Source organism: Saccharomonospora piscinae, assembly GCF_005862235.1.
GTDB classification, from domain to species: Bacteria; Actinomycetota; Actinomycetes; order Mycobacteriales; family Pseudonocardiaceae; genus Saccharomonospora; species Saccharomonospora piscinae.
Genome location: NZ_VCEK01000003.1, coordinates 206,998 through 230,981 on the forward strand (window position 1 = coordinate 206,998; position 23,984 = coordinate 230,981).

Annotated in this window: 19 protein-coding genes; 5 read left to right on the forward strand and 14 right to left on the reverse strand. The window is 69.7% G+C overall.

Annotated elements, in window-relative coordinates; all coding sequences use genetic code 11:
- Nucleotides 1–59: 59 nt before the first annotated feature.
- From FFT09_RS12205 to FFT09_RS12220, 4 genes are read left to right on the forward strand one after another with little or no spacing between them, the layout of a single operon-like run.
- Nucleotides 60–860 (forward strand): ABC transporter ATP-binding protein, encoded by an 801-nt coding sequence (locus tag FFT09_RS12205; RefSeq protein ID WP_138382765.1) that lies wholly within the window; start codon nucleotides 60–62, stop codon nucleotides 858–860.
- On the forward strand, nucleotides 860–3,112 hold the full coding sequence (locus tag FFT09_RS12210) for an ABC transporter permease (RefSeq protein WP_138382766.1): 2,253 nt from the start codon (nucleotides 860–862) through the stop codon (nucleotides 3,110–3,112). Before FFT09_RS12205 ends, FFT09_RS12210 begins: the two co-directional genes overlap by 1 nt.
- Nucleotides 3,113–3,124: 12 nt before the next feature.
- Complete coding sequence (locus FFT09_RS12215) at nucleotides 3,125–4,624, forward strand: MFS transporter (RefSeq protein ID WP_244231336.1); 1,500 nt, start codon at nucleotides 3,125–3,127, stop codon at nucleotides 4,622–4,624.
- Nucleotides 4,621–5,856: an FAD-dependent monooxygenase gene (locus FFT09_RS12220; protein WP_167305370.1), complete on the forward strand. Its 1,236-nt coding sequence runs from the start codon at nucleotides 4,621–4,623 to the stop codon at nucleotides 5,854–5,856. The genes FFT09_RS12215 and FFT09_RS12220 overlap by 4 nt, the downstream gene beginning before the upstream one ends.
- Before the next feature lie 12 nt (nucleotides 5,857–5,868).
- Here FFT09_RS12220 and FFT09_RS12225 read toward each other — a convergent pair whose 3' ends face one another.
- Both FFT09_RS12225 and FFT09_RS12230 read right to left on the reverse strand, forming a co-directional pair.
- Nucleotides 5,869–7,521 carry an FAD-dependent oxidoreductase gene (locus FFT09_RS12225; RefSeq protein WP_081191633.1) on the reverse strand — a complete coding sequence of 551 codons (1,653 nt, stop codon included), beginning with the start codon at nucleotides 7,519–7,521 and terminating at the stop codon, nucleotides 5,869–5,871.
- The gene (locus FFT09_RS12230; protein ID WP_138382768.1) at nucleotides 7,518–8,072 is read right to left on the reverse strand and encodes a DUF5987 family protein; all 555 of its coding nucleotides are present in this window, start codon (nucleotides 8,070–8,072) and stop codon (nucleotides 7,518–7,520) included. The genes FFT09_RS12225 and FFT09_RS12230 overlap by 4 nt, the downstream gene beginning before the upstream one ends.
- 451 nt (nucleotides 8,073–8,523) lie before the next feature.
- On the opposite strand from FFT09_RS12230, the gene FFT09_RS12235 reads away from it, so the two are divergent.
- A complete protein-coding gene (locus tag FFT09_RS12235) occupies nucleotides 8,524–9,297 on the forward strand; it encodes a helix-turn-helix domain-containing protein (protein WP_138382770.1) in 774 nt (257 codons plus the stop codon).
- A 67-nt stretch (nucleotides 9,298–9,364) separates the two neighbouring features.
- Here FFT09_RS12235 and FFT09_RS12240 read toward each other — a convergent pair whose 3' ends face one another.
- The 12 genes from FFT09_RS12240 to FFT09_RS12295 form a co-directional block, all read right to left on the reverse strand.
- Nucleotides 9,365–10,348, reverse strand: a complete 984-nt coding sequence (locus FFT09_RS12240) for a DUF1702 family protein (RefSeq protein WP_081191631.1) — start codon at nucleotides 10,346–10,348, stop codon at nucleotides 9,365–9,367.
- A gap of 107 nt (nucleotides 10,349–10,455) precedes the next feature.
- Nucleotides 10,456–11,145, reverse strand: a complete 690-nt coding sequence (locus tag FFT09_RS12245; protein ID WP_138382772.1) for a winged helix-turn-helix transcriptional regulator — start codon at nucleotides 11,143–11,145, stop codon at nucleotides 10,456–10,458.
- A gap of 93 nt (nucleotides 11,146–11,238) precedes the next feature.
- Nucleotides 11,239–12,546, reverse strand: coding sequence for an extracellular solute-binding protein (locus tag FFT09_RS12250; RefSeq protein ID WP_024875100.1), 1,308 nt, complete (start codon nucleotides 12,544–12,546; stop codon nucleotides 11,239–11,241).
- Nucleotides 12,547–12,579: 33 nt separating this feature from the next.
- Entirely contained in the window at nucleotides 12,580–14,232 is a 1,653-nt protein-coding gene (locus FFT09_RS12255) for a thiamine pyrophosphate-binding protein (RefSeq protein ID WP_138382773.1), read from the reverse strand.
- Nucleotides 14,233–14,247: 15 nt separating this feature from the next.
- Nucleotides 14,248–15,546 (reverse strand): FAD-dependent oxidoreductase, encoded by a 1,299-nt coding sequence (locus tag FFT09_RS12260; RefSeq protein ID WP_081191628.1) that lies wholly within the window; start codon nucleotides 15,544–15,546, stop codon nucleotides 14,248–14,250.
- 172 nt (nucleotides 15,547–15,718) lie between these two features.
- A complete protein-coding gene (locus FFT09_RS12265; RefSeq protein ID WP_081191627.1) occupies nucleotides 15,719–16,162 on the reverse strand; it encodes an SgcJ/EcaC family oxidoreductase in 444 nt (147 codons plus the stop codon).
- Nucleotides 16,163–16,184: 22 nt separating this feature from the next.
- Entirely contained in the window at nucleotides 16,185–17,366 is a 1,182-nt protein-coding gene (locus FFT09_RS12270; protein ID WP_024875097.1) for an acyl-CoA dehydrogenase family protein, read from the reverse strand.
- A gap of 36 nt (nucleotides 17,367–17,402) precedes the next feature.
- Nucleotides 17,403–18,287: an LLM class flavin-dependent oxidoreductase gene (locus FFT09_RS12275; RefSeq protein WP_081191626.1), complete on the reverse strand. Its 885-nt coding sequence runs from the start codon at nucleotides 18,285–18,287 to the stop codon at nucleotides 17,403–17,405.
- Nucleotides 18,288–18,330: 43 nt separating this feature from the next.
- Nucleotides 18,331–19,572, reverse strand: coding sequence for a cytochrome P450 family protein (locus tag FFT09_RS12280; RefSeq protein ID WP_081191625.1), 1,242 nt, complete (start codon nucleotides 19,570–19,572; stop codon nucleotides 18,331–18,333).
- A gap of 4 nt (nucleotides 19,573–19,576) precedes the next feature.
- Complete coding sequence (locus FFT09_RS12285) at nucleotides 19,577–20,818, reverse strand: acyl-CoA dehydrogenase family protein (protein WP_138382775.1); 1,242 nt, start codon at nucleotides 20,816–20,818, stop codon at nucleotides 19,577–19,579.
- A gap of 40 nt (nucleotides 20,819–20,858) precedes the next feature.
- Nucleotides 20,859–22,157: a condensation domain-containing protein gene (locus FFT09_RS12290; protein ID WP_138382777.1), complete on the reverse strand. Its 1,299-nt coding sequence runs from the start codon at nucleotides 22,155–22,157 to the stop codon at nucleotides 20,859–20,861.
- 14 nt (nucleotides 22,158–22,171) lie between these two features.
- Nucleotides 22,172–23,929 (reverse strand): non-ribosomal peptide synthetase, encoded by a 1,758-nt coding sequence (locus FFT09_RS12295; protein ID WP_138382779.1) that lies wholly within the window; start codon nucleotides 23,927–23,929, stop codon nucleotides 22,172–22,174.
- Nucleotides 23,930–23,984 lie beyond the last annotated feature (55 nt).

Below are 23,984 nucleotides of genomic sequence, written 5' to 3' on the forward strand. Positions count from 1 at the left end.
ACGCCAGGGTTGATGACTGAACCGTCCGGCATCGGGTCGGACAGTGGCGGCAGGAAGAAATGTTGAAACTTACGGGAGACACCACCGATGCGGTTCGGCTGACAGCCGTCGGCAAACGATACGGACGGCGTGACAACCCGGTGGTGGCGCTCAGGGACGTGACGACGCAGTTCGGTCGAGGAACGTTCACGGCGATCATGGGGCCGTCGGGTTCCGGCAAGAGCACTCTGATGCAGTGCGCGGCCGGGCTCGATCACCCGACGTCGGGTTCGGTGGTGCTTGAGGAGCATGAGCTTGGTGAGATGAACGAGACCGAGTTGACGAGGCTGCGGCGCGACCGGATCGGCTTCGTCTTCCAGTCCTTCAACCTGTTGCCGGTTCTCACCGTGCGGCAGAACGTGACGTTGCCGCTACAGCTCGCCGGTCGCAAACCCGCCCCTGGCCTGGTAGCGAGCGTTCTCGACCAGGTCGGCCTGGCCCAGCGGAGCAACCACCGGCCGGCGGAGCTGTCCGGCGGGCAGCAGCAGCGCGTCGCCATCGCCAGGGCGTTGGTCAACGACCCCGCCGTCATCTTCGCCGACGAACCGACCGGAGCGCTGGACACCAGGACGGCGCGTGACATTCTCAGGCTGTTGCGGTACTCGTCGCAGGCAGCCGGTCAGACGATCGTGATGGTGACCCACGACCCGGTCGCGGCGTCGTACGCCGACCGCGTCCTGTTCCTCGCCGACGGGCGTCTTGTCGATGAGCTGCGTTCGCCGAACCCTGACTCCGTGGCCAACCGCATGACCCGCCTTGGCGCTTTCGCCGACGAAGATCCTGCCCCTCGGTCGGCGACGAACCGGGGAGGGCAGCGCTGATGCTGCGGTTCGCACTGCGCACCCTGCGGTTCCGCGCGGGTATGTTCGCGGCGGCCTTTATCGCCATGTTCTTCGCTGCGGCCATCATGATGGCCTGTGGCGGCCTGATCGAGACCGGCATCCGCACGGCCGTCCCTCCGCGGCAGCTGGACTCGGCCGACATCGTCGTCGCAGGCGACCAGGAATATCACGACTCCGGCGCCGACCCGGACGAACCTCCGATCCTGCCCGAACGGGTCCGTATCGACGAAGCGCTGACGGACACGATCGCGGCCCTGCCCGGTGTCCGGGCAGTCGAGGAGTTCGTCTTCGAGGGCGCCCCGCCGCCGGGCACGGTCGATGCGATCGGAGTGGTCGCCGAGCCCGGAGTGGACGTCAGCGAGCTCCGGGAGCGAGTCGACGCCGAGTTGGACAGCGCGACCATCAGCCTGGTCGGTGACCAACGGGGGCAGGCCGAACTGCGCGAGGCCAAGGCGAGCGGTGTGACGGTGATGGCTCTGGCCGGAGTCTTCACTGCGTTCGCCACCCTGGTTTCGATTTTCGGGGTGGCTTCCATGCTCGCCTTTTCGATCGCCTCGCGCCAGCAGGATCTGGCGTTGCTGCGAGCTGTGGGAGCGACACCCCGCCAGCTGCGTCTGCTGATCCGGTACGAGACGCTGCTGTTGTCCCTGCTCGCCACGGCACTCGCCTACTTCCCGGGCCGGGCCCTGGGCGAGTTCGTGTTCGACCGGCTGGCCGAGCGCGGCATCGCCGCGGACGGCGTGGTCTTTCAGCAGGGCTGGATCCCGACCCTCGCAGCCACGGTGGTGGCGATCCTCGCGGCGCTGGCCGGTGCCCTGGGCGCGGGCAGAAGAGCGTCCCAAGTCAGGCCGACCCAGGCGCTCGCGGAGGTCTCTGTCGAAGGCAGACTGATCGGCGGCGTACGCATCCTCCTGGCGACGGTCTGCCTCGCTGGTGGGATCGCTCTGAGCATCGTGACCATCGCCGTGATCAGTGGACCACTCACACCGGCCACCGCCGCACCTGCCGTCATCCTCCTCGCCATCGGATTCGCCTTGCTCGCACCCGTGCTGACGAAGGTCATGACCTTCGCCGTGCAGTGGCCCGTGCGGGTATGGGGTGGTGTGACCGGCCAGCTCGCCGTGCTCAACGCACGTGGCCGCACCGGTCGGATGGCGGCCGTCGTGGGACCGGTCATCCTGCTGACCGCGGTGTCGACCGGCATGCTCTATCTACAGACGACGAACGACGAGGCTGATCGGCTGGCCTTCGCCGAGAACCTGGTCGCGGATGCTGTGGTGACCAGTCAGGGTGGCTTCGACGCGGACTTGGTGAACCAGATCAGCGACCTGTCCGGCGTCGTCGGCGCCTCTGAACATGTCACCAGTGTCGGGTTCATCGAGAAGCCGGATGACAGTTCGCCGATGAACGAGGGTTGGACCCTCCGGGGCGTTACCGCCGAGGGCGCGGTCGCCACCACGCCGGTCAGGGTCACCGATGGCGACATCGCCGACCTGCACGCTGACACGGTCGCGATCAAGGATCGGCACGCCGAGAAGCTGGGAGTCGGCGTCGGCGACACGATCACGCTGCGGATGGGAGACAACACCTCCCTCGACGTGCGGGTGGCCGCGCTGTTCGCCGCCCCGGACGACTACGACCCCCTGTTGCTCCCGGCAGGCACTCTGGCCGCCCACACCACCGAGGGACACGCGACACGCATCCTGGTCAAATCGGACGAGCACACCGACCCCGAGCGGTTGGTGGCGGACCTGATCCAGTGGGCCTCCGCCGAGGATGGTCTGGCGATAGCCGGCCGCGACGTCCTGCTCAACGAGTATGAGGGCCAGAAGGAGACGGCCAACTTCGCGATCTACATCATGGTGATCGTGATCGCCGGGTACGCGGCGATCACGATGATCAACACTCTGGTGTCGAGTGTGACGGCGAGGCGGCGGGAATTCGGGCTGCAGCGGCTCGCGGGCTCGACTCGAGGTCAGGTACTGCGGATGGTCTGCCTGGAAGGCGCGATCCTCGCCGTCAGCGGCATCGGACTGGGCAGCGTTGCCGCGATCGGAATTCTGGTGCCCGTCAGCCTCAAGCGCCTCGACTCGGTACTGCCCGCCGGGACCCCGTTGATGTACGTGTCGACGGTCGCGCTCACCATTCTGCTGATCCTCGGCGCCATGCTCCTTCCCGCGTGGCGCGCGACGCGGAGCCGACCGGCTGAGGCGGCGCGCGCCATCGAATAGCCGCAGCGCCCTGTGACTGATCGCACCCGATCGGCGGGCCGACTGGTGCGTCGACGGTCCGCCTGGCCGCACCAGCTCCATGTCGTTCTGCGCGACGAAACGAAAGGGACATTCATGACCACGACCCCGGCTGTCCCGGTCGGTATCGGGAAGGCAGCCGTCGGGGCCCTCGGCATGCTGGCGCTGGCAACCGGTGCCTTGGAGTCGGTGGTGACACCGACGCTTCCGCTCCTGCAACGCGAGTTGGGCATGACTCCGGCCGAAGGGGCGCTGCTCAGCATCGTGCTCCTCATCACCGGTGCGCTCGTCACACCGATCGCCGGCAAGCTCGGCGATCGCTACGGCGGAAAACGAGTCCTGATCCGGTTGATGGCGGTGGTATCGGTCGGTGGTGTGGTGTCCGCGATGGCGCCGAATCTGCCGGTGCTGCTGGCGGGCCAAGTGCTGCAGGGCGCGATGGTGGGGGCGCTGCCGCTGTCGTTCATCGTGGCGCGCAAACACCTTCCCGTTGGCGCATCGAAGGTGGCAATCGGGGTGGTCAGCGGACTATTTGTGGGAGGGGGGATGGCGGGAACGCTCGCGGCAGGGCCCGTCGCCGAAGGACTGTCCCGGCAATGGATGTTCGCGCTGCCGACGCTCGCGGTCATCGTGGCCACCATGTCGGTGAACCGGTTGGTGCCGCATGATCAACCGGACCGGTCGGACGAAGCCGGGGTCGACTGGCCGGGGTTGGTTCTCCTGAGCGGCGTGCTGGTCACGCTCATGCTGGTGCTCGCGCTGGCGCCCGACATCGCCTCGCGGCCGCTCCTGCTCGGCGCCCTTCTCGCGCTCCTGGGCGCGCTCGTGGCCGGATGGGTCGCGGTCGAGCGTCGTGCGGCCTCGCCGATGATCGACTTGCGCATGCTGGCACGGCCTGCGGTGTGGAAGTCGTGTGTGCTGACGTTCGTGGTCTGTGTCGGTACCTCGGTCGCGGTCTTTCTCGTTCCGCAGCTGTTCGCGGTGCCCAGGGGCGCCCACGGATTCGGGGCCACCGCGACCGAGATCGGCTTCTTCCTGCTCCCGGGTGCGGTGGCCGCGTCGCTGGCCGGGCCGCTCGCCGGGATCGGGGTGCGGCGTCTCGGGGCGCGTGCCGTGGTCACGACCGGGGCCGTCATCCTGGTCGTCGCTCTGATCGCCGTGGCGGCCGAGCACTCCGAGATCTGGCACCTCGTCGTCGGCAAGGCACTGATCGCGCTGGCCAACGGCCTGTGCGTCACGGCGATGATGACCAGCATCGCCACCTCCGTCGCTTCGAACGAGACCGGCATCGCCAGCAGCCTGGTCCTGGTCACTCGCGTGGTCGGCTACGCCGTCGGTTCGCAGCTCAGCGGTGCTCTGCTCGCCGCTGGTACCCCTCCGGGCTCGCATGTCCCCGCCGAATCTGCCTTTGTCATCGGATTTTCCGTCGCAGCCGCCGTCACGGCGCTGTCCCTGCTTGTCACCCGCACCATGCGCAAAGGAGTCAACGAATGACCCGCACTGATCAGCTGACGGATTTGCGGAACACCTCGGGCCGCAGGGTTCTCATCTCCGGGGCCAGCATCGCGGGCACCGCGCTGGCGTTCTGGCTGAACCGCTACGGATACGCGGTCACGGTGGTGGAGCGGGCGGGCACGGTTCGCAGCGGTGGTTACCCCATCGATGTGCGTGGAACCGCGCTGGAGGTCGTCAGGAGGATGGGGCTCCTGCCGCGCCTGCGGGAAGCGCACATCGACCTGCGCAGGCTGACCTTCCTCGACGGGGACGGCAGTGAAGTGGCCTCGGTCCACCCGCACGCCGTCACCGGCGGTGCCGAGGGGAAGGATCTGGAGGTGCGGCGCGGGGATCTGACCGACGCACTCTACGGGGCCGTTCGTGATGACGTGGAGTTCGTGTTCGGCGACTCCATCGACACCCTTGAGCAGTCCGGCAGTGGTGTCGACGTCACCTTCAGCGGGGGTCGCGAACGCACGTTCGACATGGTCTTTGGTGCGGACGGTGCGCACTCACGGACGCGGAAGGAGGTATTCGGTCCGGAGAGCCGGTTTCACCGGTACCTCGGCTACTGCGTTGCCGTGTTCACCATGCGCAACACCGTCGGGCTCTCCCACGAGACCGTGCTGTGGAACACGCCAGGCAGGGCCGCGGCGCTCTACGCTGTGGGCGACGACGAAGTGCATGCCTTCCTGAACTTCGCGGCGCCGGAACCGCCATTCGACGCGTTCGCAGATCCTGACCGCCAGCGCGATCTGATCATCGCGACCTTCGCCGATGCCGGTTGGGAAGTCCCGAACATGCTGGCCGCGATGTGCGAGGCGGACGACGTGTTCTTCGACGGGGTCAGTCAGATCCGCATGCCGCGCTGGTCGAGCGGCAGGGTCGCGCTGGTGGGCGACGCCGCATATGCGCCCTCGTTCCTGACCGGGCAGGGCTCCAGTCTCGCGCTCGTCGGCGCCTACATGCTCGCCGGTTCGCTGGCCGTCCGGGACCACACCACGGGCTTCGCTGCCTACGAGAACGCCACTCGTGAGTTCGTAGCCGTGAACCAGGGGCTCGTCGACAACGGCGGTGCCACACTTTTCCCGACCACAGTCGAGGCACTGGAGCGGCGCAATGCCGGACTGCGCGAGCTCAGCGCCATGCCGCCCGCGCAGCCACGCCCGGCCCATTCGGCCCTCACTTTGCCCGTGTTCACGCCGATACGCGGCGGGATCGATCGAGGGTAGTCGCGTGGACTCTCACGCCGTGCTCCACTGTTGCCCTGTACCGGCCGCGCGGGGAGTCGGCGCGGTGTCGCCGGAGGGCACGGCGTCGTGATAGCGCACCGGAACCCCGCGTGCCTGGGCCGCCCGCACGATTCCGGGGATGGCGCGTTCGGCCAGCGCGCCGATGGTGAGCGCGGGGTTGACGGTGAGCGCACCGGGAACGGCCGATCCGTCGGTGACGAAGATGCCCGGATGACCGCGCAGTTCGTGCCGGTCGTCGAGCGCCGAGGTCGCGGGGTCGTCGCCGATCCGGCAGGACGCCAGGGGATGCACGGTGTAGGCGCCGACCACGTCGTTGGTCCACGGCGTGACCTCGGCGAGCCCGTCCCGTTCGAGGATGTCCTTGACCTCGGCGTCCGCCTCGGCCCAGCCCCGCAACGTGTTCGGTGTCGGGTCGTAGTGCAGCACACCGCGGCCGAGCATCTGCTGTGAGATGCGGTAGGCGTTGCCGGTGGGCGGTGGAGGTCCGAACACGCCCTCGTTGTCGTCCTCGGTCATCTGGAAGATGATCAGCCACGACTTCCAGCGGTCGAGCATCTCCTTCTTCGCGGGCCCGAACCACGCCGGGTCCTCCGCGCCCGGTGCCTGCGCCAGGATCGTGCCGAGGCCGGGTGGGAAGTACAGCTGTTCGAGCGAGAACCGGGAGTACTCCGGCAGCGAGGCCGACAACCGGTCCCAGCTGGCGACGACGGGGCCCTTGCCGATCTGGTTGGCCTGGTAGGCCAGCCCGTTGCCTCGGTCGAGGCCCAGTACGTCCCGCACCCGCTCTTCGTTGATCACCGCGGTGTTCAGCCGCTCGCCGTTGCCGGAGAAGTACCGGCCGACCGCGTGCGGCATGGTTCCGAGCGAATCCTCCGAGCGTTTCAGGATCAGCGGTGTGGCGCCCGCGCCCGCGGCCACGACGACGATCTTCGCGTCGATCGTGCCCTCACCGGTGTGGACCCGGTAGTCCTCGTCGTCGACGTGCGAGTAATGCACGCGGTAGCCGTGGTCGTCGGTGCGGGTGATGCGCTGCACCTCGTGCAGCGGGCGCACGTCGGCACCGTGCGCGACCGCGGCCGGAATGTAGTTGAACAGCAGTGAGCGCTTGGCGTCGAACCGGCATCCGGACATCATCCAGTTGCAGTTCGTACACTTCGCACGATCGACTCCGACCGGTACTGGATTGGCCGTGCGGCCCGCGTGGTCGCACGCGGCGGCCCAGAGACCACCGGCGTAGGTGACGTCGTCCCACGTCTGCTGCTCGACGATCATCGCCTCGGTGATCCGGTCGTACCAGGGATCGAGGCTGTCCCGGGTGATCGCGGCGGGCCACATCCGGCGGCCGATGCTGCCGTGCCGCTCGAACGCGAACCGTGGTGCGCGTGGCAGGGCGGCGAAGTACACGACGCTGCCGCCGCCGACGCAGTTACCCGACAGTACGCTCATGCCGTCGCCCGCGACGAAGTCGAACACCCTCGTGTTCGAGGAACCCAGCAGGAAGTCGTGCTCGAAGTCCTGGCCCTCCAGCCAGGGACCGCGTTCGAGCACGACGACACGGGCTCCGCCCGCGGCCAGGTAGTAGGCGGCGATCGCGCCGCCGAAGCCGCTGCCGATGATCAGTACGTCCGTGGACTCGACGGTCATGCCGGGCTCCCGGAGGGTGTGGTGTCCGGATGCGGCCGTGCCAGCGCCCGGCCGTAGGAGAAGTCGCGGAAGCGCCACAGGCCGTCCTCGTCCGGCTTGCCGAAACCGAGCGCGAGCAGGCCGGGATGGTCCGCCGCCATCGCGTCGGCGGTGTGGAGGTGCGGCGCGCTGTCGTAGGCCATGTAGCTGAACATCGTGAGCAGGATCCAGCCGTCCTTCTCCGGATGCCCCGGCGCGACGAGCCGAGCGACCAGCGCGCTGCGGTGCTCGTAGGTGAGGCCGACGAAGGCGGGAACGTCGCCGTCCAGTTCCAGGCCGAGCTCGGCGGCGTACGCGGTGGCATGCGCGTTGAGCGCGTCCGTCATGGGGCCGAGTCCGGCCGTGACACCGGTTGCCGGGGTTCGCAGCAGGTCGAGTGCGCCGGCCTGGACCGCGCCCGGTCCGGTGGCGGCGCCCGCGATGGCTCTGTCCTGGGACGACCGCCGCTCACCAGGAACAATGGTGTCGGCGAATGCCTCCAGTGTCAGTGTCTGGACATCCTCGGCATCCATCGAATTCCTCCCGTCCGCACTGGCGTGACGATTAATCGAAACCGCATCGCGGTGAGCCCGCCTGTGTCGAGTGCCGTGGGATCCATCCTCTGTGTCACGGTCGTTCGGGGGCACCTCCGAGCGTGCGGGCTTGTTGTGGCCCATCCGGAGTATTCATTTACGGAATGTGCGTGCGGCCTCGGAAGACTGACGGAATAATCGTATTTGATCACGCTCTGTAAAATTCATGTTGATGCGCAACTCGTTCGTGAGTTCCCTTCGTTCGTAGGGTGGCGAAAGGGTCACTGTGCGCTTGCATGCACTGGAAGTGGCTGCTAGCGTAAGTCGTTGGCAGCCAACTGAAACACCGTAAGACTGTGAACACAATTTTCCGGTCAGTGATTATGGTCGCGGATCGCGCGATTCCGGTAATCGATTGATTTGCCGTTCGGAGAATACCCGGGAGGGTACGGTGGACAAATTGATTGAGAACGCGATTGGCTGCGCGATCGATGTCATGTATCGCAATATGTCCGAGCAGGTCACGCTGGAGGATATGGCTCGGGCCGCGATGTTCAGCAAGTTCCATTTCTCCCGGGTTTTCCAGAAAGCCACCGGAGTGTCACCAGGACGTTTCCTGGCGGCCATGCGACTGCAGGAGGCCAAGCGCCTGTTGCTGTCCACCTCGCTGAGTGTCACCGAGGTCAGCCAGCGGGTCGGTTACCAGAGCGTCGGCACCTTCAGCGCCCGGTTTCGCAGCAGCGTCGGGATGTCGCCGAGTGCGTACCGCCGCATGGGCGGCGCGCCGCTCGACACCTGCGGCACCCTGTCGAGCGGGCACCGGAGCACCACCCGGTCCGCGACCGTGCGTGGCCAGGTCGCCGCTCCGTCCGTTCCCTCCGGACTCGGCCAGATCTTCGTCGGCCTGTTTCCCGACCGGTTGCCCCAGGGGCGCCCGGTGCGGTGTACAGCGCTGCGCAAACCCGGCTCCTACGAGTTGAACGACGTGCCCCTGGGCACGTGGTACGTGTTGAGCTACTCCGTCGCCACCGACCGGGCACCGGTCGCCCCGACCCCGCAGGAATCCGGACACGGCTTCTACATCGGAAACAACGGCCCGATCACGATTCGGCCCGAGACCCACGTGCGGGCGGCCGACGTGCGGTTGCGACCGATGACCCGGCTGGACCCACCGGTGCTGTTGGCCCTGCTGGACGAGCGCGCCAGGGAATCGGCCACCACCTGACGGTCCGCCGACGCGGCGAGCCGCCGGGCGAGGCCCGCGAGCAGCACAGCCACTGTGCGGAGGCTTGTCAGCCGGGCAGGGAAGCGAAATGCGCCCTGATCTTCCGCCGCCACAACTCGTAGGTCGGATCGGTACCGGTGGCGTCGGTGACAACCGTGTCGTCGGCGAGCGCCACCGCCGCGTCGACGTCGATGTCGCCGAGCGCCCGTGCCGCCCACTCGGTGTGTTCCGGCACGTACCGGGCATGGCTTCGGGCCTTGGCGGCGAACACCATGCCGAGCGCCACCTCGTCGCGATAGCCGTCCGCGTGGCGGCGCAACGTCCGCAGCGCTTCCGGTGCCGCGCCGCCCGCGAACGTCGAGGCCAGGCCCACCCCACTCCACAGGTCGGCGTGCCGGCCGGGGGCGAACCGGGCGAGTGCCTGCGCGACGTCGTCCGGCCGGGCGCCGTGGATGAACCACAGCGCGCGGCCGATTCCCTGGTCGAGAGCCCGGTGGAAGTACTCCGGCCTGCCCTGCCAGGGATAGGGCGCGGGAACGTGCTGGCGCTCGACCCATTTGCGGGTGTCGAAGTAGGCGCGGTCGAAGCCGTAGCCGTCGACGGCGAGCCAGCTCATCGCGGGATGGTAGGGCGAGGATTCGGTCAGCTCCGGAACCACGCCGCGCCACAGCGGCCGGGGCAGGCGGGCCATCGCGAACCCGATCCCGATGTAGGCCAGGAACAGGTGCGGACGCCCCGGGCCGTCGAGCAGCTCGCGGGTGCGCCTGCCGCGCCCACCGCGCATCGCGTCGAGGATCGTGCAGGCCATTGTGGCGCCCTCGTAGGCGAATCCGAGTTGTTCCTCGCGCACCAGCGAGAGCCGGCGTTCGAGCTCCCACTGTGAGCGGGTGTCGATGCCCCACTCGAAGCCGCAGAGCACTGCCTGCGGGATGGCTTCCAGGTGCCGGGCGACGTCGGCTGGTCCCGGCGGGAAGCGACGCCGTTCGAACGTGACCGCGGTCAGTGAGGGCGTCATCGTCAGCCTGCGCACCGAGCCCAGGACGGTCGGCATGGTCCCCTCCTCCGGTATGTCAGGCCCAAGCTAGCGCGCTTCCACGGTGCCCGGTGGGGTTCGCGGGCAGGTCGGCACAGACGGAGAAATGGCCGGACGACCGGCTGTCAACCGCGTGCGGCCGAGGGCGACGGCGCCGGAGCCCGGTGCCGTACCGGGCAGAACAGACTGGGCAGTTCGGCCACGGCCGCCATGCTCCCGCGCACGTGGAAATCCCCCTGGCGGAGGGTTTCCCGCAGCGAGCGGGTGCGGCAGAGGTAGGCGTGCAGCGTGCGGATGTCGGTGTCGATGAGGGCGTCCGGCTGGTCGAGACCACCGCGGGCCAGGTCGAGTTCACCGTCCACGATGCACACCCGGTACCGCCGCGGGCCGATGGACAGGACGAACCGGACCGTCCGGCCCGCGGCGGCGACCGGGTCGAACATGACGCGAAGTGACAACACGTTGGCGTCGACGCTCTGCGGAGGCCGGCGAGGCGGGTCGGGCGACTGTAGTGCCCACCCGCCGAGCGTGTGGATCACCGGCTCCAGTTTGTACCCCCACTCGGTCAGCTCGTAGACGTGCGAGGACACCGGTGGGGGCAGGCGGCGCCGGTCCGTGACCCCAGCCCGCACGAACTCACGCAGGCGCTGGGAGAGCACGGTCGGGCTCACGCCGGGCAGATCGGCCCGCAGATCCGTGAAGCGTTTCGGGCCGAGCAACAGCTCCCGCACGATCAGCAGGCCCCAACGCTCGCCCACGATGTCCAGGGCGTACGCCGTCGCACACCCGTCGTCATAGGAACGTGAGGGTGCCATGATCTCCAGGTTAGCCGGTTTTCGCCGCCATACCGCCGACCCACGGTGAGGTTGCGACATTGTCGCGATGTTGCTCTCCGCCGCCCGGCGGGACTACCGCCAGGGGGAGTCGGGTCGCTGCTCCAGGTACTCGTCGAGCAGGACCTGGGCATCGGCTGACGCGCGGGCCAGCCGCTCCATCGGGTCCACGTCGCGGACCAGCACATCGTGCATGGCGGCGGCGAGCAGGTCCTGGATGCGGAAGTAGTCGCCGACGAGCGCACCCGCGCCGGGCCTGCCGGTGGCCGTCGTCGACTCCAGCTGCTCGTGGGGCGCGAGGTGGTGCGGGTGCTCGTCGAACCAACCCTGCTGTCGCAGCAGGGAGTATCCCGCGCCCGTGACGGGGATGAAGCTGTGTTCCTTGTGGTACTCGGCGACGTGCTGCGGGTTCGCGAGGAACTGCATGAACGCCAGGGCGCCGTCCCGGGTGCGCTCGTCCAGTCCGTCGGCGAGCCACAGCGAGGTACCGGCGACCACGTTGCCGTGGTAGGGCGTGTCGGCGTTGTACGGGAACCGGGACACGGCCAGCTCGAACCCGGCCTCCTCGGCGGCCTCGGCGGTCGTGCCGATGTCGTTGGACGAGCTCATGCGGAAGGCGAGCCGCTGCTGGGCGAACAGCTCGAACGTGCCGAACCAGTCGCCCAGCTCGCCCGAGTACTCGTAGAGGCCGTCCTTGTGCAGCGCGCGCCACCACGACACCCACGCCAGCATCTCCGGGCTGGTGAAGTCGATGGTGCGGGCGCGGCCGTTCCGGCCGTTGCCGTTGTCGGCGATCTTTCCGCCCTGCACGGCCATGGCGTGCTGGAACGGGATGCCGTGGTTCGCCCAGCCGATCGCGTGCGACGGCCCGGACGGCGACGCCACCACCCGCTCGCAGGCGGCACGCAGTTCCTGCCAGGTACGCGGCACCTCGGACACGCCGGCGGCCTTGAGCATGGTGACGTTGGTGAACAGGTTGTAGGTGGTCGCCACCGTCGGCAGCGACCTCAGCTCGCCGTAGCAGGTGTACTGGGCCCGCAACGCGGGCAGCAGGTCGTCGAGGACGACCCGCTCGCCGAGGATCTCGGCTCGGCCGCCGACCGCCTCCGAGACCGAGGTGAACACCGGCCGCCCGGTGCTGTCGACCTCGTCGAGCGCGTGCGGTGTCTCCGTGTAGTAGTACTCCGCGATCGCCGGTGTCGTGCCCTCACGCACCCCTCGGGCCACCGCGCCGGGCATGTCCTCGAAGTAGACGCCGCGGACGCGGATCTCGTACTCGGGATGTGCCCGCTCGAACTCGCGGGCCCTCGCGTGCAGGGTGTCCATGTAGTAGGGGAAGGTCAGGTCCGCCAACCAGGCTTCCACGACTGTCCGGTCGCTCATGTCTCTCCTGTTCCTGTTCCTGTCTCCGGGCGTTCAGGGGGCCGGTCGTGCGGCGGTACCCGGCTCGACCATGTAGTCGCCGACGACGTCGCGGACGACCTTGCAGTCGAGCAGCAACGTGCCCGCGCAGCCGCGGGCACGCCAGGCACGGACGGCGTCGAGATCGGCCAGCGTCCGCACCACCGCGGCCTCGGCCCCCAGCGAGGTGGCGAGGCCGCGGAAGTCGGTGTCGGTGAAGACCGTGCCCTCGGCGATCCCCAGCCGGCCGTGCATGTGTACTTCGGCGCCGTAGGCGGCGTCGTCGTACACCACGACGAGCGCCGAGTCGGCGGTGCGGATGAGCGTGTCCAGTTCGGCCAGGCCCATGAGGGCGCCGCCGTCCCCGGTGGCCAGGACGACGGCCCGGTCCGTTCGGCCGACGGCCGCTCCGACGGCTCCCGCGAACCCGAGGCCGATGCTCTGCAGCGACACGCCGGTGAACAGGAACCCGGAGGGGTCGTGGACCGGCCAGTACCGGGCGGGCCAGCCGATGAAGTGGCCACCGTCGGTGACCAGCGTGCGATCCTTCGGCAGCAACTCGGCCAGCGCCGACGACAGGGTGCGCGGGTCGAGCCGGTCCGCCGTACTGCGGTCGGCGTAGCGCACCTGCTCCCAGCGCACGCCGTCGAGCAGTCCGGCGACCCGGAGCCGCCAGCCGGACACGGGGGTCGTGGTGGCGGGTAACCCGTCGCGCACCCCGGCCGCGACATCGGCCGCGTCGCCGATGACGCCGAGGTCCGTCCGCGGGGACAGCTGTTCCGCTCGCAGATCGATCTGGACCAGGGTGGCGGCCGGGTCGAGCAACCGGCCGCCGTGCAGGGTCCACTCGGTCAGGCTCGTGCCGAACGCGACCACGACGTCGGCCTCACCCAGCAGTTCGGTGGCCACCGGGGACGCCAGGCTGCCCACGACGCCGATCGACCACGGATTGTCGCCGAAGATCCCCTTGGCGAGCAGGGTGGTGGCGAGCAGGCCGCCGCACCGGTCGGCCACCGCCGCGATGAGCTGCTGTGCGTTCGCCCGCCACGCCCCGAGCCCGGCCAGCAGCAGCGGCCGGTCGGCGGAACGCAACAGCTCCACCAGGGCGTCCACCTCCGCTTCGGCGGGCAGAGCCACCGGCACCGCGACCGCATCGGGCCGCGTGGGTGGACCGCTCACCGCGGGCATCGCCTGGATGTCGACCGGCAGGAACACCACTACCGGACGGGCGTCGGCACTGGCGGAGCGGAGCGCGCCGATCACCGTGGCCACGGCGTCGTGCGCGTCGGTGACCCGGACCGTGGCCGCGCCGAGCGCGGCGACGACCGCCTCGTCGTCGACGTCGATGGGCCGGGTCAGCCCGGCGGGGGGAGCCCCGCACAGCACGACCACCGCGCTGCGATTCTTCACCGCGTCGGCCAGGCTGGTCGCGGTGTTGGTGAGGCCGGGACCGTAGGTCACGGTGCAGACCCCGACCTCGCCGCACACCCGGTGGTATGCGTCGGCCATCGCCACGGCCCCTGCCTCGTGCCTGGCCGGAACGTACGGCACGCCCGCGCTGGTCAGCGCGGCGAGGACACGGACGTTGCCCACACCGGCAAGGCCGAAGGTGTTCCGGACACCGGCGTGGGCCAGCGCGCTGCCGATCGCCTCAGCGACAGTGGACATCGCCTGCTCCCGTCCCTATCCGGCCAGCTGGAGCACGCGGTCGCGCAGGTCCGGTTCCATCAGGGTCGACGGCGGGTCGACCAGACCCGCCACCCGCATGAAGGCGGTCAGCACGTCCGGGTCCTGACAGGCGGCGGCCATCACCTTCGCCATGTAGTCGTTCATCCGCAGGACCTCCTCGGGCCGGTTCCCCACCACCTCGGGATAGGCCAGATCGCCCGCCGCGGCGGTGCCCCAGGGAGCGTCGATCACCTCCGCGATGGCGCGCTGGAACGCGAGCGGCTCCAGCGGGCCGCGCCGCACGTGCTCCCGCAGTACGAGGGCCTCCATCGCGGCCACGGTCATGCCCTGCCCGTAGACGGGGTTGAAGCTGCAGGCCGCGTCGCCGAGCACGATGAAGCCGTCCGGGAAGCTGGTCAGCGTGTCGTACCGGGGGCGGACACTCGCCGGGAACCGGAACGAGACCGGTTCGGTGAGCGGTTCCGCCTCGGCGATCACGCGGTGCAGGTCGGGCACCGGCAGCGTCTTCACGTATTCGAGGAAGCCGTCGGGGTCGGTGGGCGCCCGGTCACCGAGCACCCCGCCCACCGAGAGCACCCACTTGCCGTGCTCCATCGCCGAGAAGAAGGCGCTGCGCGGGGTCGCCGGTGACGGGAGCGGGTTGACCGACTTGACCCCGTCCATCACCGATTCGTCGGGCAGCCGGTAGAGCCGGGTGGTGTAGCTGAAATCGATCTTGATGCGTTCCTCGGCCGGCCTGGTGTAGCCGAGTTCGGCGAGCCAGACCGGGGTGCGGGAGCCGCGGCCGGTGGCGTCCACCACGAGGTCGCCGTCCAGCGTCGTCTCCGTGTCGGCGTGGACCCTGGCACCCGTGATCCGGGTCCGGTCGGCGGTGGAGGTGAGCCCGACGACGTCGTGGCGTTCCACGAAGGTCACGTTGCCCAGCGCGGCGACGCGGCTGCGGACGAAGCTCTCCAGCACCGGCCGCGTGGCGGAGAGATAGCGCATCCCGGTGACGGCCTTGCGCGCCTCGTGCCCGGCGAAGAACCACCGGTGCTCGCCCAGGTCTCCGGTCAGGGCACCGGCCGCCACCGCGTCGTCGGTGAAACCGTCGAACAGCTCGTCCAGGATCTGGTGGCCGCGCGCGAGCAACCCGTGGACGTGCGCGCCCTGGGGAACACCGCGTCGCGGCGCGACCGCACCGACCAGCTTGTCGCGGTCGACCACCAGCACTTCGGTGAAGGTCTCCGCCAGTACCCGCGCCGCGAGCAGCCCGGCCATGCTCCCGCCCAGAATGATCGCTCTGGTGCCCATCGTGCCTCCTCGTTCTGAGCTCGTTTCGGGAAAGGTGCGTGCGTGCGGGCGAGGCGTGGCGAACCCCGGCCGCACGCGAGGCAGGCCGGGGGCACGCCCTGCGGAGCGCGGTGCCCCCGGCGAGGAGGTCACGGAAGGCTCGGCGGTGCGTCGACCACGCGCGGGGTTCGGATCAGTCGTCCGTGGTCGGCCAGGGGTTGTGGACCGGGGTGTTCTGGTAGGCGGCGATCCGCCACTGGGTGCCCTCGCGCACGACGACCCAGCAGGCGTGGACGGCTCGGTGGTGCTGGGGCTCGGTGTCGCCGGGTTCCAGCACACCACCGCGCGTCAGCAGGATCGCCACGTCGTCGCCGAGCATGCGCATGTTGATCGGCTTGCCGATGACCCGCGTGTCCTTGAACCGGCCGCGATACGCCCCGGCCATGTACTCGCGGATCTCGTCGCGGTTGTCGCAGTAGGCGCCCGCGATGACCATCGTCGCCTGCTCGACGAACTGTTCGGCGAACGTGTCCGCGTCGTGTTTGGCCCACGCGGCGCCCAGTTTCTGGGTCACCGCGGCGATGGCGGCCTTGTCCGCGTCGGCGGGCTCGGTGACGAGTCCGGCGCTCACACTCATCGTGATGTCCCTTCTGGATTCTTTAGACGTACTGGGAGTTGGGCGGGAGTCCGCACAGCACCCGGCCGTACAGCTCCGCGTTGGTGTTCGGGTGCATCAGGGCGTGCTGGTGGACGGCGTGGATGTCGCGGGCGATGCGCTGGATCGGGACGTCGCTGTAGATCGACGTGCCGCCGCTGGCCGTGGCGAGGATGTCGACCGACTCCCGCACCAGCCGTACGGCCTGGCCGAGGTCGGCGCGGGCCAGCACGCGCTCCTCGATCGTCCAGTCCGACCCTTCGGCGCCCTTGGTGTCCACAGTGGTAGCCAGGCGTCGCACGTGGAACTCGGCCTCGTCGAGCTTCATCGTGGATTCGGCGACCTGGAGATGGGTCAGGGGAGCGTCTCGCTGACTGTCGTAGTCGGTGTAGGTGATCTTTCGGCCGGGCAGCCGCTCGGCGAACGCCTGCTTCGCCGCCTTGCCGAGCCCCACGATGCAGCCGCTCGACGAGGACGCCGCCACCGGCAGCAGCGGGGTGCGGTAGACCCGCGACTCGGCGGTGTGCCGCGACACCGGCTCGCCGTCCACCGCCGCCATGAGCGGCAGCACCCGCTCCTCCGGGACGAACACCTTGTTGGCGACGGTGCTGACACTGCCGGTGCCCCGCAGCCCCGAGGTGTGCCAGTCGTCGACGATCTGCAACTCCGACATCGGCACGAGCGCCATCACCGGATGCGGTTCGCCGTCCGGTGGAACGAGGATGGCGATGATCTGCTGCCACTGACTGTGGTGCGCACCGCTGATGAACTGCCACCTGCCGTTCACCACGACGCCGCCCTTCACCGGGGTCGCCGTGGCGCTGGGGCTGAGGGTGCCGCAGATCCGGGTGTCCGGGTCGGCGAACACCTCGTCCTGCACCTCGTCGGGGAACATGCACGCCATCCAGCCGGGGATGGTGTAGACCGTGGCGACCCACGCCGCCGAGGCGTCGCCCCTTCCGAGTTCCGACAGCACGTCGACCAGCGTCTCGCTGTTCACTTCGTATCCGTCGTAGCGCTTCGGCTTGCGCAGCCGGAAGACGCCCGCGTCGGCCATCGCCTCGACGACCTCGTCGTGCAACCGCCGGTTCTCCTCCGCCCACGGCGCGTGCTTCTGCAGAATCGGAACGATGTCGGATGCCTTGCTGGTCAGTTGCCGCCGTGATGGGAAACCGATCTTCGTCACGAGGACCTCCGGATTGTCTGGGCCGATGGGTGGGCGTTACTCGCCGGCGAGTTCGGGCAGGACCTTCGACCCGATGAGCTCGACCTGCCGGAGCGGATCGGCCGTGGCCACGATGCCGATCACGGTCTCGATGCCCTGCCCGGACAGCTGGCCCAGGGTGTCGAGCAACTGTCGCGTGTCGTCGCCGTCCCCGCCGCCGGTCACGTCGAAGGGCAGGCAGCAGGTCTTCTCGATCTCGTCGTAGTCCCTGCCGACCTCGGCACAGATCTCGCGCAGCCGCTCCAGCCGGTCGGGCATGTCCGGGGTCGGGTAGAGATTGCACGCGTCGCCGTAGCGGGCGACCAGCCGCAACGTCTTGTCACCCGCGCCGCCGAGCATGATCGGCGGGTGCGGTCGCGTGATGCTCTGCGGTACGCCGAGCACGCGTTCGAGGCGATAGTGCCTGCCCTCGTAGGCCTGGCCGTCACCTTCCTCGCCGTGCCAGTAGCCGTGCAGGATGGCGAGCGTCTCCTCCAGCATCTCGAACCGCTCGGCCACCGGAGGGAAGGCAATGCCGGAACCGACGGCCTCCTCGGCGTTCCAGCCGACGCCGAGTCCGACCGACGCGCGGCCACCCGACAGGACGTCGAGTGTGGTGACCGTCTTGGCCAGCAGCGACGGGTGCCGGAAGTGAACCCCGGCCACGACCGGCGAGATGCGGCAGTGCCTGCTGTGGGCCGCCATCACCGCGAGCGTGGTGAAGCACTCCAGATAGGGTGCGCGTTCGCCGCCCGCGTTGAAACCCTGCCACAGATGGTCGCCGGTGCTCAGCGAGCTGAACCCGGCCTCGTCGGCGAGCTGGGCGAACCGCGCGACCGTGTCCCCGATCGCGGCGGTCCCACCCGGCCACTCGAATGCTCCCAGTTCCAGACCTACCCGCACGCTCGTCCTCCCTGTCTCGATTGGCGCATGGTGTGAGGGGCTCTCAGGCACCCGCGGGCACCGGCGCGTTCAGCCGGACCGGCAGGGCGGTGTGGGCGTTCATGATGAACGTCGGAAGCGGCTGCAACTCGCTCGGTTCGACCGCGAGCCGCATGTCCGGGAACCGCTCGAACAGCGCGGAAAGTCCGATCGAGGCCACCATCCTCGCGATACCGGAGCCGAGGCAGTAGTGCGGTCCGTGCCCGAACGAGATGTGCTCCTTTTCCGGGCGCGTGATGTCGAAGTCCGCGGCGCTCGCACCGTGCAGCTCCGGGTCGCGCCCCAGCGCCGCGTAGTTGATCAGAATCGGCTCGCCCTGCTTGATGGTCAGGCCGTCCAGCGCGACGTCCTCGACGGCGAACCGCAACGGCAGGCTGGCCAGCGGGCACTCGACGCGCAGGGTCTCCTCGATGACGTCGGACCAGTTCGCCTTGCCCGACCGCACCAGTTCCAGCTGGTCCGGGCGGCTCAGCAGGGCGGTGATCGCGTTGTCGAGGAAGTTGATGGTGGTGTCCGAGCCCGCGCCGAGGATCGCGAAGATCGTGTCGGTCAGCTCCTGGTCGGACAGCTTCGCGCCGTCCTCGTCGTCGCGGGCGGCGATCAGATCGCTCGCGACGTCCTCGGCGGGATTGGCGCGCTTGTCGGCGATCAGCTCCTCGACCGCGGCACGCCAGCCCGCGAGGATGCCGGCCGCCTGCTCGGGAGTGACGTCGACGTCGGCCATCCGGTTCATGGCGATCGCCGTCTGCCTGCGCTGCTCCTCGGTCATGCCCACGACTCCGGCCATCAGCCGCGCGGGCAGCGGGTAACAGAACAGCGCCCGCAGGTCGACGACCTCGCCCTGCTGCGCGGCGATGTCGTCGAGCAGGTCGTCGACGAGCTTCGCCACCCGTGGCCGCAACTGCTCCACGCGCCGGGCGGTGAACGCCTTGCCGATCAACCTGCGCAGCCTGTGGTGGTCGGCACCGTAGGAGGTCGACACGTTGTCCATCGCCACCCAGCTGATCAGCTGCCAGCCGGGCGGGATCTCGCCGTTGCGGAAGGCGGGCCAGTGTGCGTGCGCGCTCTTGGTGACGTTGCGATCACCGAGCAGTTGCTTGGCGACGTCGTAGCGGGTGACCCACCACGCGTGGACACCGCCGGGAAGCTCCACCTTGACCGCGGGGCCCTGGTCACGCAGTTCGGTGGCGAGCTCGTGGATTCCGCTTCCACTGCTGTCGAGCACGGGGCATCGGCTCGTCGACATGGCGCTACTCCTTCGGGTCGGATCGGGAGAAATGGGCTTGGGCAAGCTCGCGGTTGGCCATGCCGGCCAGGAAGGTGCCGAGACCGGCGTGGCTGTGCAGCATCGACATGTCGCGCCAGACGCGCTCGATCCGTTCGCCGCTGCGGACCGAACTGGATCCGGCCGTGGGGAACAACTGACCCTCGACCGCCCTCCAGCAGAGCCGCACCGCCTCGCGGCCGATGAGGGCGAGCCGCAGTTCCCGCTCGCGGGTGATGGCGGCGGGGCCCCGCGCGCTCAGCTCGTGCCACTGCCGGACCGCGTCGAGCACCGCCGCCTCACCCGCCGCGATCATTCCCGCGGCCTCGCCGTAGCGGAACTGGTAGTCGGGGTCCTCGGTCCGGGGCACGATCGGCCAGAAACTGGTCGTCCTGGCTCGCATCAGCTCCTCGTAGGCGTCCAGCGCTCCCCGCGCCATTCCCACCGCGAGGATGCCGAGTTCGAGCAGCATGAAGCTGAGCGGGCCACCGCCGTACTCGGGGCCGGCGTGCAGTGCCCGTCCCGGCAAGTCACCGGTCGGATCGACCTGGGCCAGCAGCCCGTCGTAGGTCAGGTGATCGGGCACGTGGGCGTCGACGACGGTGATGCCGTGCGACCCGCTCCCGCGGAGCCCGAGCTGGGCGCCCCAGTCGTCCTCCAGCCGCCACGACTCGCGCGGCAGCACGAACATCATGGGCGTCGGCTCGGCCGCGCCGTCCCGCTGGACCATGGTGTGACCGAGGAAGTGCGTCGCGTACGGCGAGCCCGAGCAGTAGCGCCAGGTGCCGTTCAGCCGCCAGCCGCCGTCGACACGGGTCGCCGAGCCCGACGGCGCGACCGTCGCGGGACAGACGAAGTCACCGCCCGCGAACAGTTCCCGCTGAGCCCGCTCGTCGAACAGCGTCGCGACCACCAGTGCGTGAGCCGCGCCGAACAGGTACATCCAGCCGCTGGAGGGGCAGCCGCGGGCGATGGCCATGCAGACCCGGGCGAAGGTGTCGGCGCCGAGCTCGTGGCCGCCGTAGCGGCGCGGGACGAGAAGCCGGTAGAGGCCGGCGTCGACGAACCGGTCGTGGATGTCCGGGGCGTAGTAGGTGCGCTGTTCGGTCTCGGCCTGCCTGCCGACGAGTTCGGCGGCGATCGCCTCGGCCCGCTCGACCGCCTGCGCCGGGGTGAGTTCTCCCGCCGGGGTGCGCACGGGCCCCGGCTCGCTTCTCGTGCTCGTCATGGACGCTGGCTCCCTTTCGCGTCGTGGCGCGGACCGGTGATCACGTCAGCGCGACCGCGAGCCGGTTCCTGAAGTCGTCGGCGATTCCGGTGATCGTGGACTCGTCGAACGTGTTGGCGTTGTACTTGAGACTTCCTCCGATCAGCCCGGACGGCAGGAGCTCCAGTGCCCACGAACCACCGTTCGGAATGCTCGAACTCCGTCGCTGCGACAGCCGCCGGTCCCGGATCGCGGTGGCCTTCGCCTCGCCGAGAACGAGGTTGTCGGCGAAGGACGGTGGCTGGAGCACCTGGAACGCGACGACGGCGCCCCAGGGGTCGGCGAACGCCTCCGCGATGCCGGGTGCCTCCGCGACGATGTCGCCGAACGGGATGTCGTGCGAGTAGGCCGAAAAGCACGTCGTGCGCACCCGGCCGACGACGTCGCGCAGGTGCCGGACGCCGTTCAGCTCGGTCAGCAGCGGCACCAGGTTGAAGAACGGGCCGACCGTGTCGTTGAAGCGTTCCAGGTAGCGGCCCGCGGTGAAGGTCGGTGTCATGACGTCGGACCTGCCGGTCAGGTCGCGCAACTGCATCTGGTGCGCGGCGAGCAGGACCATGAACGGGGTGCAGCGCATCGCCCTGGCGAACTCGCGGACCCTCGCCGAGAGGTCGGCGTCGAGGACGAAGCGGTGCGCGGCGTAGCTGTCGGGCCGGTCGGGGGGCAGGGGACGGTCGGTGGGAACGGCGGTCATGCCGTGGCCGGTCAGCGTGCGCCGCCAGTAGTCGCGGGCCTGCTCGGTGGCGACACCGCTGCGCCGCTGCCACTCGGCGAAGTCCGCGTACTGCTGTGCCGGAGGCAGGGCCGCGGGGGTGCCCGTCAACCGCGCGGTGTAGTACGCGGCGAGGTCGCGCACCAGCAGCCCCATCGACCAGTCGTCGCTCGCGACGTGGTGGGTGGCGAGCACCAGCACCGCGTCGTTGTCGTCGAACCGCCCCAGCACCGCCCGCAGGTGCGGGATCTCGCGGACCGTGATCGGCTCGTCGTCGATATCGTTGAGCAGGGTCTCGGCGGCCACGTCCCGGTCGTGGCCGGCCAGTGGCCGCACCGAGAGCCGGGCGGCACACGGCGGATGGACGACCTGGTGGCCGCCGTCGTCGTCGGCCACCACATCGGTGCGCAACACGTCGTGCCGCGCCACGACGTCGTCCAGCGCCTGCTGGAGCACGGTGGCGTCCACCGGGCCGGTGAGCCGCCAGGCATCGACGAGGATGTGCCGCTCGCCGAGCGCCCCCTCGGCGTCGCCCTTGTCGAACGTGAGCAGGAACTCTTGGTTGAAGGAAAGCGGGGCGCCAGTCATCCGGCCGAAACTCCTCACGTGGTCGTCGCGGGCAGGCGGCCGTCCAGCCACATGTCCAGCTCGCGGACGGTCGTCGCGTTGAACACGTCACTCACGCTCACCGCGACCCCGACCGCCTTGCCGATCCGGGCGGCCAGCTTCACCGCCAGCATCGACTGGCCGCCCAGGTCCAGGAAGCTGTCGTCGATGCCGACCCGGTCGACCGCGAGCACCTCGGCGAACAGGTCGCAGAGCAACCGCTGGCGTTCGGTCGCCGGCGGCTGGTACTCCGAGACCTCGTCGAAGGTGGGCTCCGGCAGCGCCGCGCGGTCGAGCTTGCCGTTGGCGGTCAACGGCAGCGCGGCCACCTCGACGAACGCGGCCGGTACCAGGTAGTCGGGCAGCGCGGCCCTGGCGTGGGCGCGCAGGGCGGCGAGATCGAGCGAGGCGCCGTCCGGCACGACATAGGCGACGAGCCGCTTCTCGCCGGACGGCGCCTCGCGGGCCACCACCGCGGTGTTCGCGACACCGGGTTGCCCCCCGAGCACGTTCTCGACCTCCAGCGGTTCCACCCGGAACCCCCGGATCTTGACCAGCTCGCCCGCGCGGGACACGAACTCGACCAGTCCGTCGTCGCTCATGCGGACGAGGTCGCCGGTGCGGTACATCCGGGCACCACCGCCCGCGAACGGGTCGTCGACGAAGCGCTCGGCGGTCAGTTCGGGACGGTTGTAGTAGCCGAGCGCGAGCCGGGTGCCACCGACGTACAGTTCGCCGACGGCCCCGGTGGCGACGGGCTCGCGGTCCTCGTCGAGGACGTAGAGCCGGACCCCGGCCAGCGCTTTGCCGAGCGGGATGCTCTCACCCGGCTCCGGCCGGGCGATCGGCGTCGACGTGGCGAACAGCGACAGCTCCGTCGCCCCGTACATGGACCGGACCACGATGCCGGGGCAGGCCGCCAGCACCCGCCGGACGGCCACCGCGCTGATCACGTCGCCACCGGTGAGCACCTCTCGCACGCCGGCGAGGCACTCCGGGTCCTCCTCGGCCAGCACCCGGAACAGCCCGGCGGTCAGGTGCAGGCCCGTGATGCCGTGCTCGGCGATCCTGCGCCGCAGCGACTGCGCGTCGACCTCGCCGTGCGGGGCCAGCACCACCTGCCCGCCGCGGAGCAGCGGCACCCACAGCTCGTACGTGGACACGCTGTAGGCGTACGGCGCGACAGCGAGCACCCGCTGGTGCCTGCCGCCGTCCCAGCACGGGTCGGCGACGAGCTCGAGCACGGCCCGGTGCGGCACGGCGACCCCGACGGGCTCACCGGTGGAGCCGGAGGTGTGCATGACGTAGGCGGGCTCGGCCGGTGTCGTCGGGCTCGCCGGGGCCGTCCTCGGCATGCCACCCGTCGCCTGGTCGGTGTCGACGGCGATGGTGATACGGGTGGCCGGGATGTCGTCCCGTTGGGTGGCGCTGTCCACGAGCAGGACGGGCCCACCCGCCCGGTCCATGATGCGTTGCATCCGGTCGACGGGATACGCCCGGTGCAGCGGAAGGTAGAAGGCACCGGCCTTGAGCACGGCCAGCAGAGCCACGACCAACTCGGCCGAATGCTCCATCAGCACCGCCACCGGGGCGGCGGGCCTGACCCCGAGCGTGCGCAACCGGTTGGCGAGCTGGCCCGCGCGCTCGTCGAGCTCGCGATAGGACAGTCGAACGTCGTCACAGACCACCGCGATCTCGTCCGGAGTCCGGGCGGCCTGTGCCGCGAACCGGCTCTGTATGGAAGGAAATCTCATTCCTGGCCCCCATACCCCGAGGTGATCGAATCTGTCTTCATCCTTCGGGCTCGCG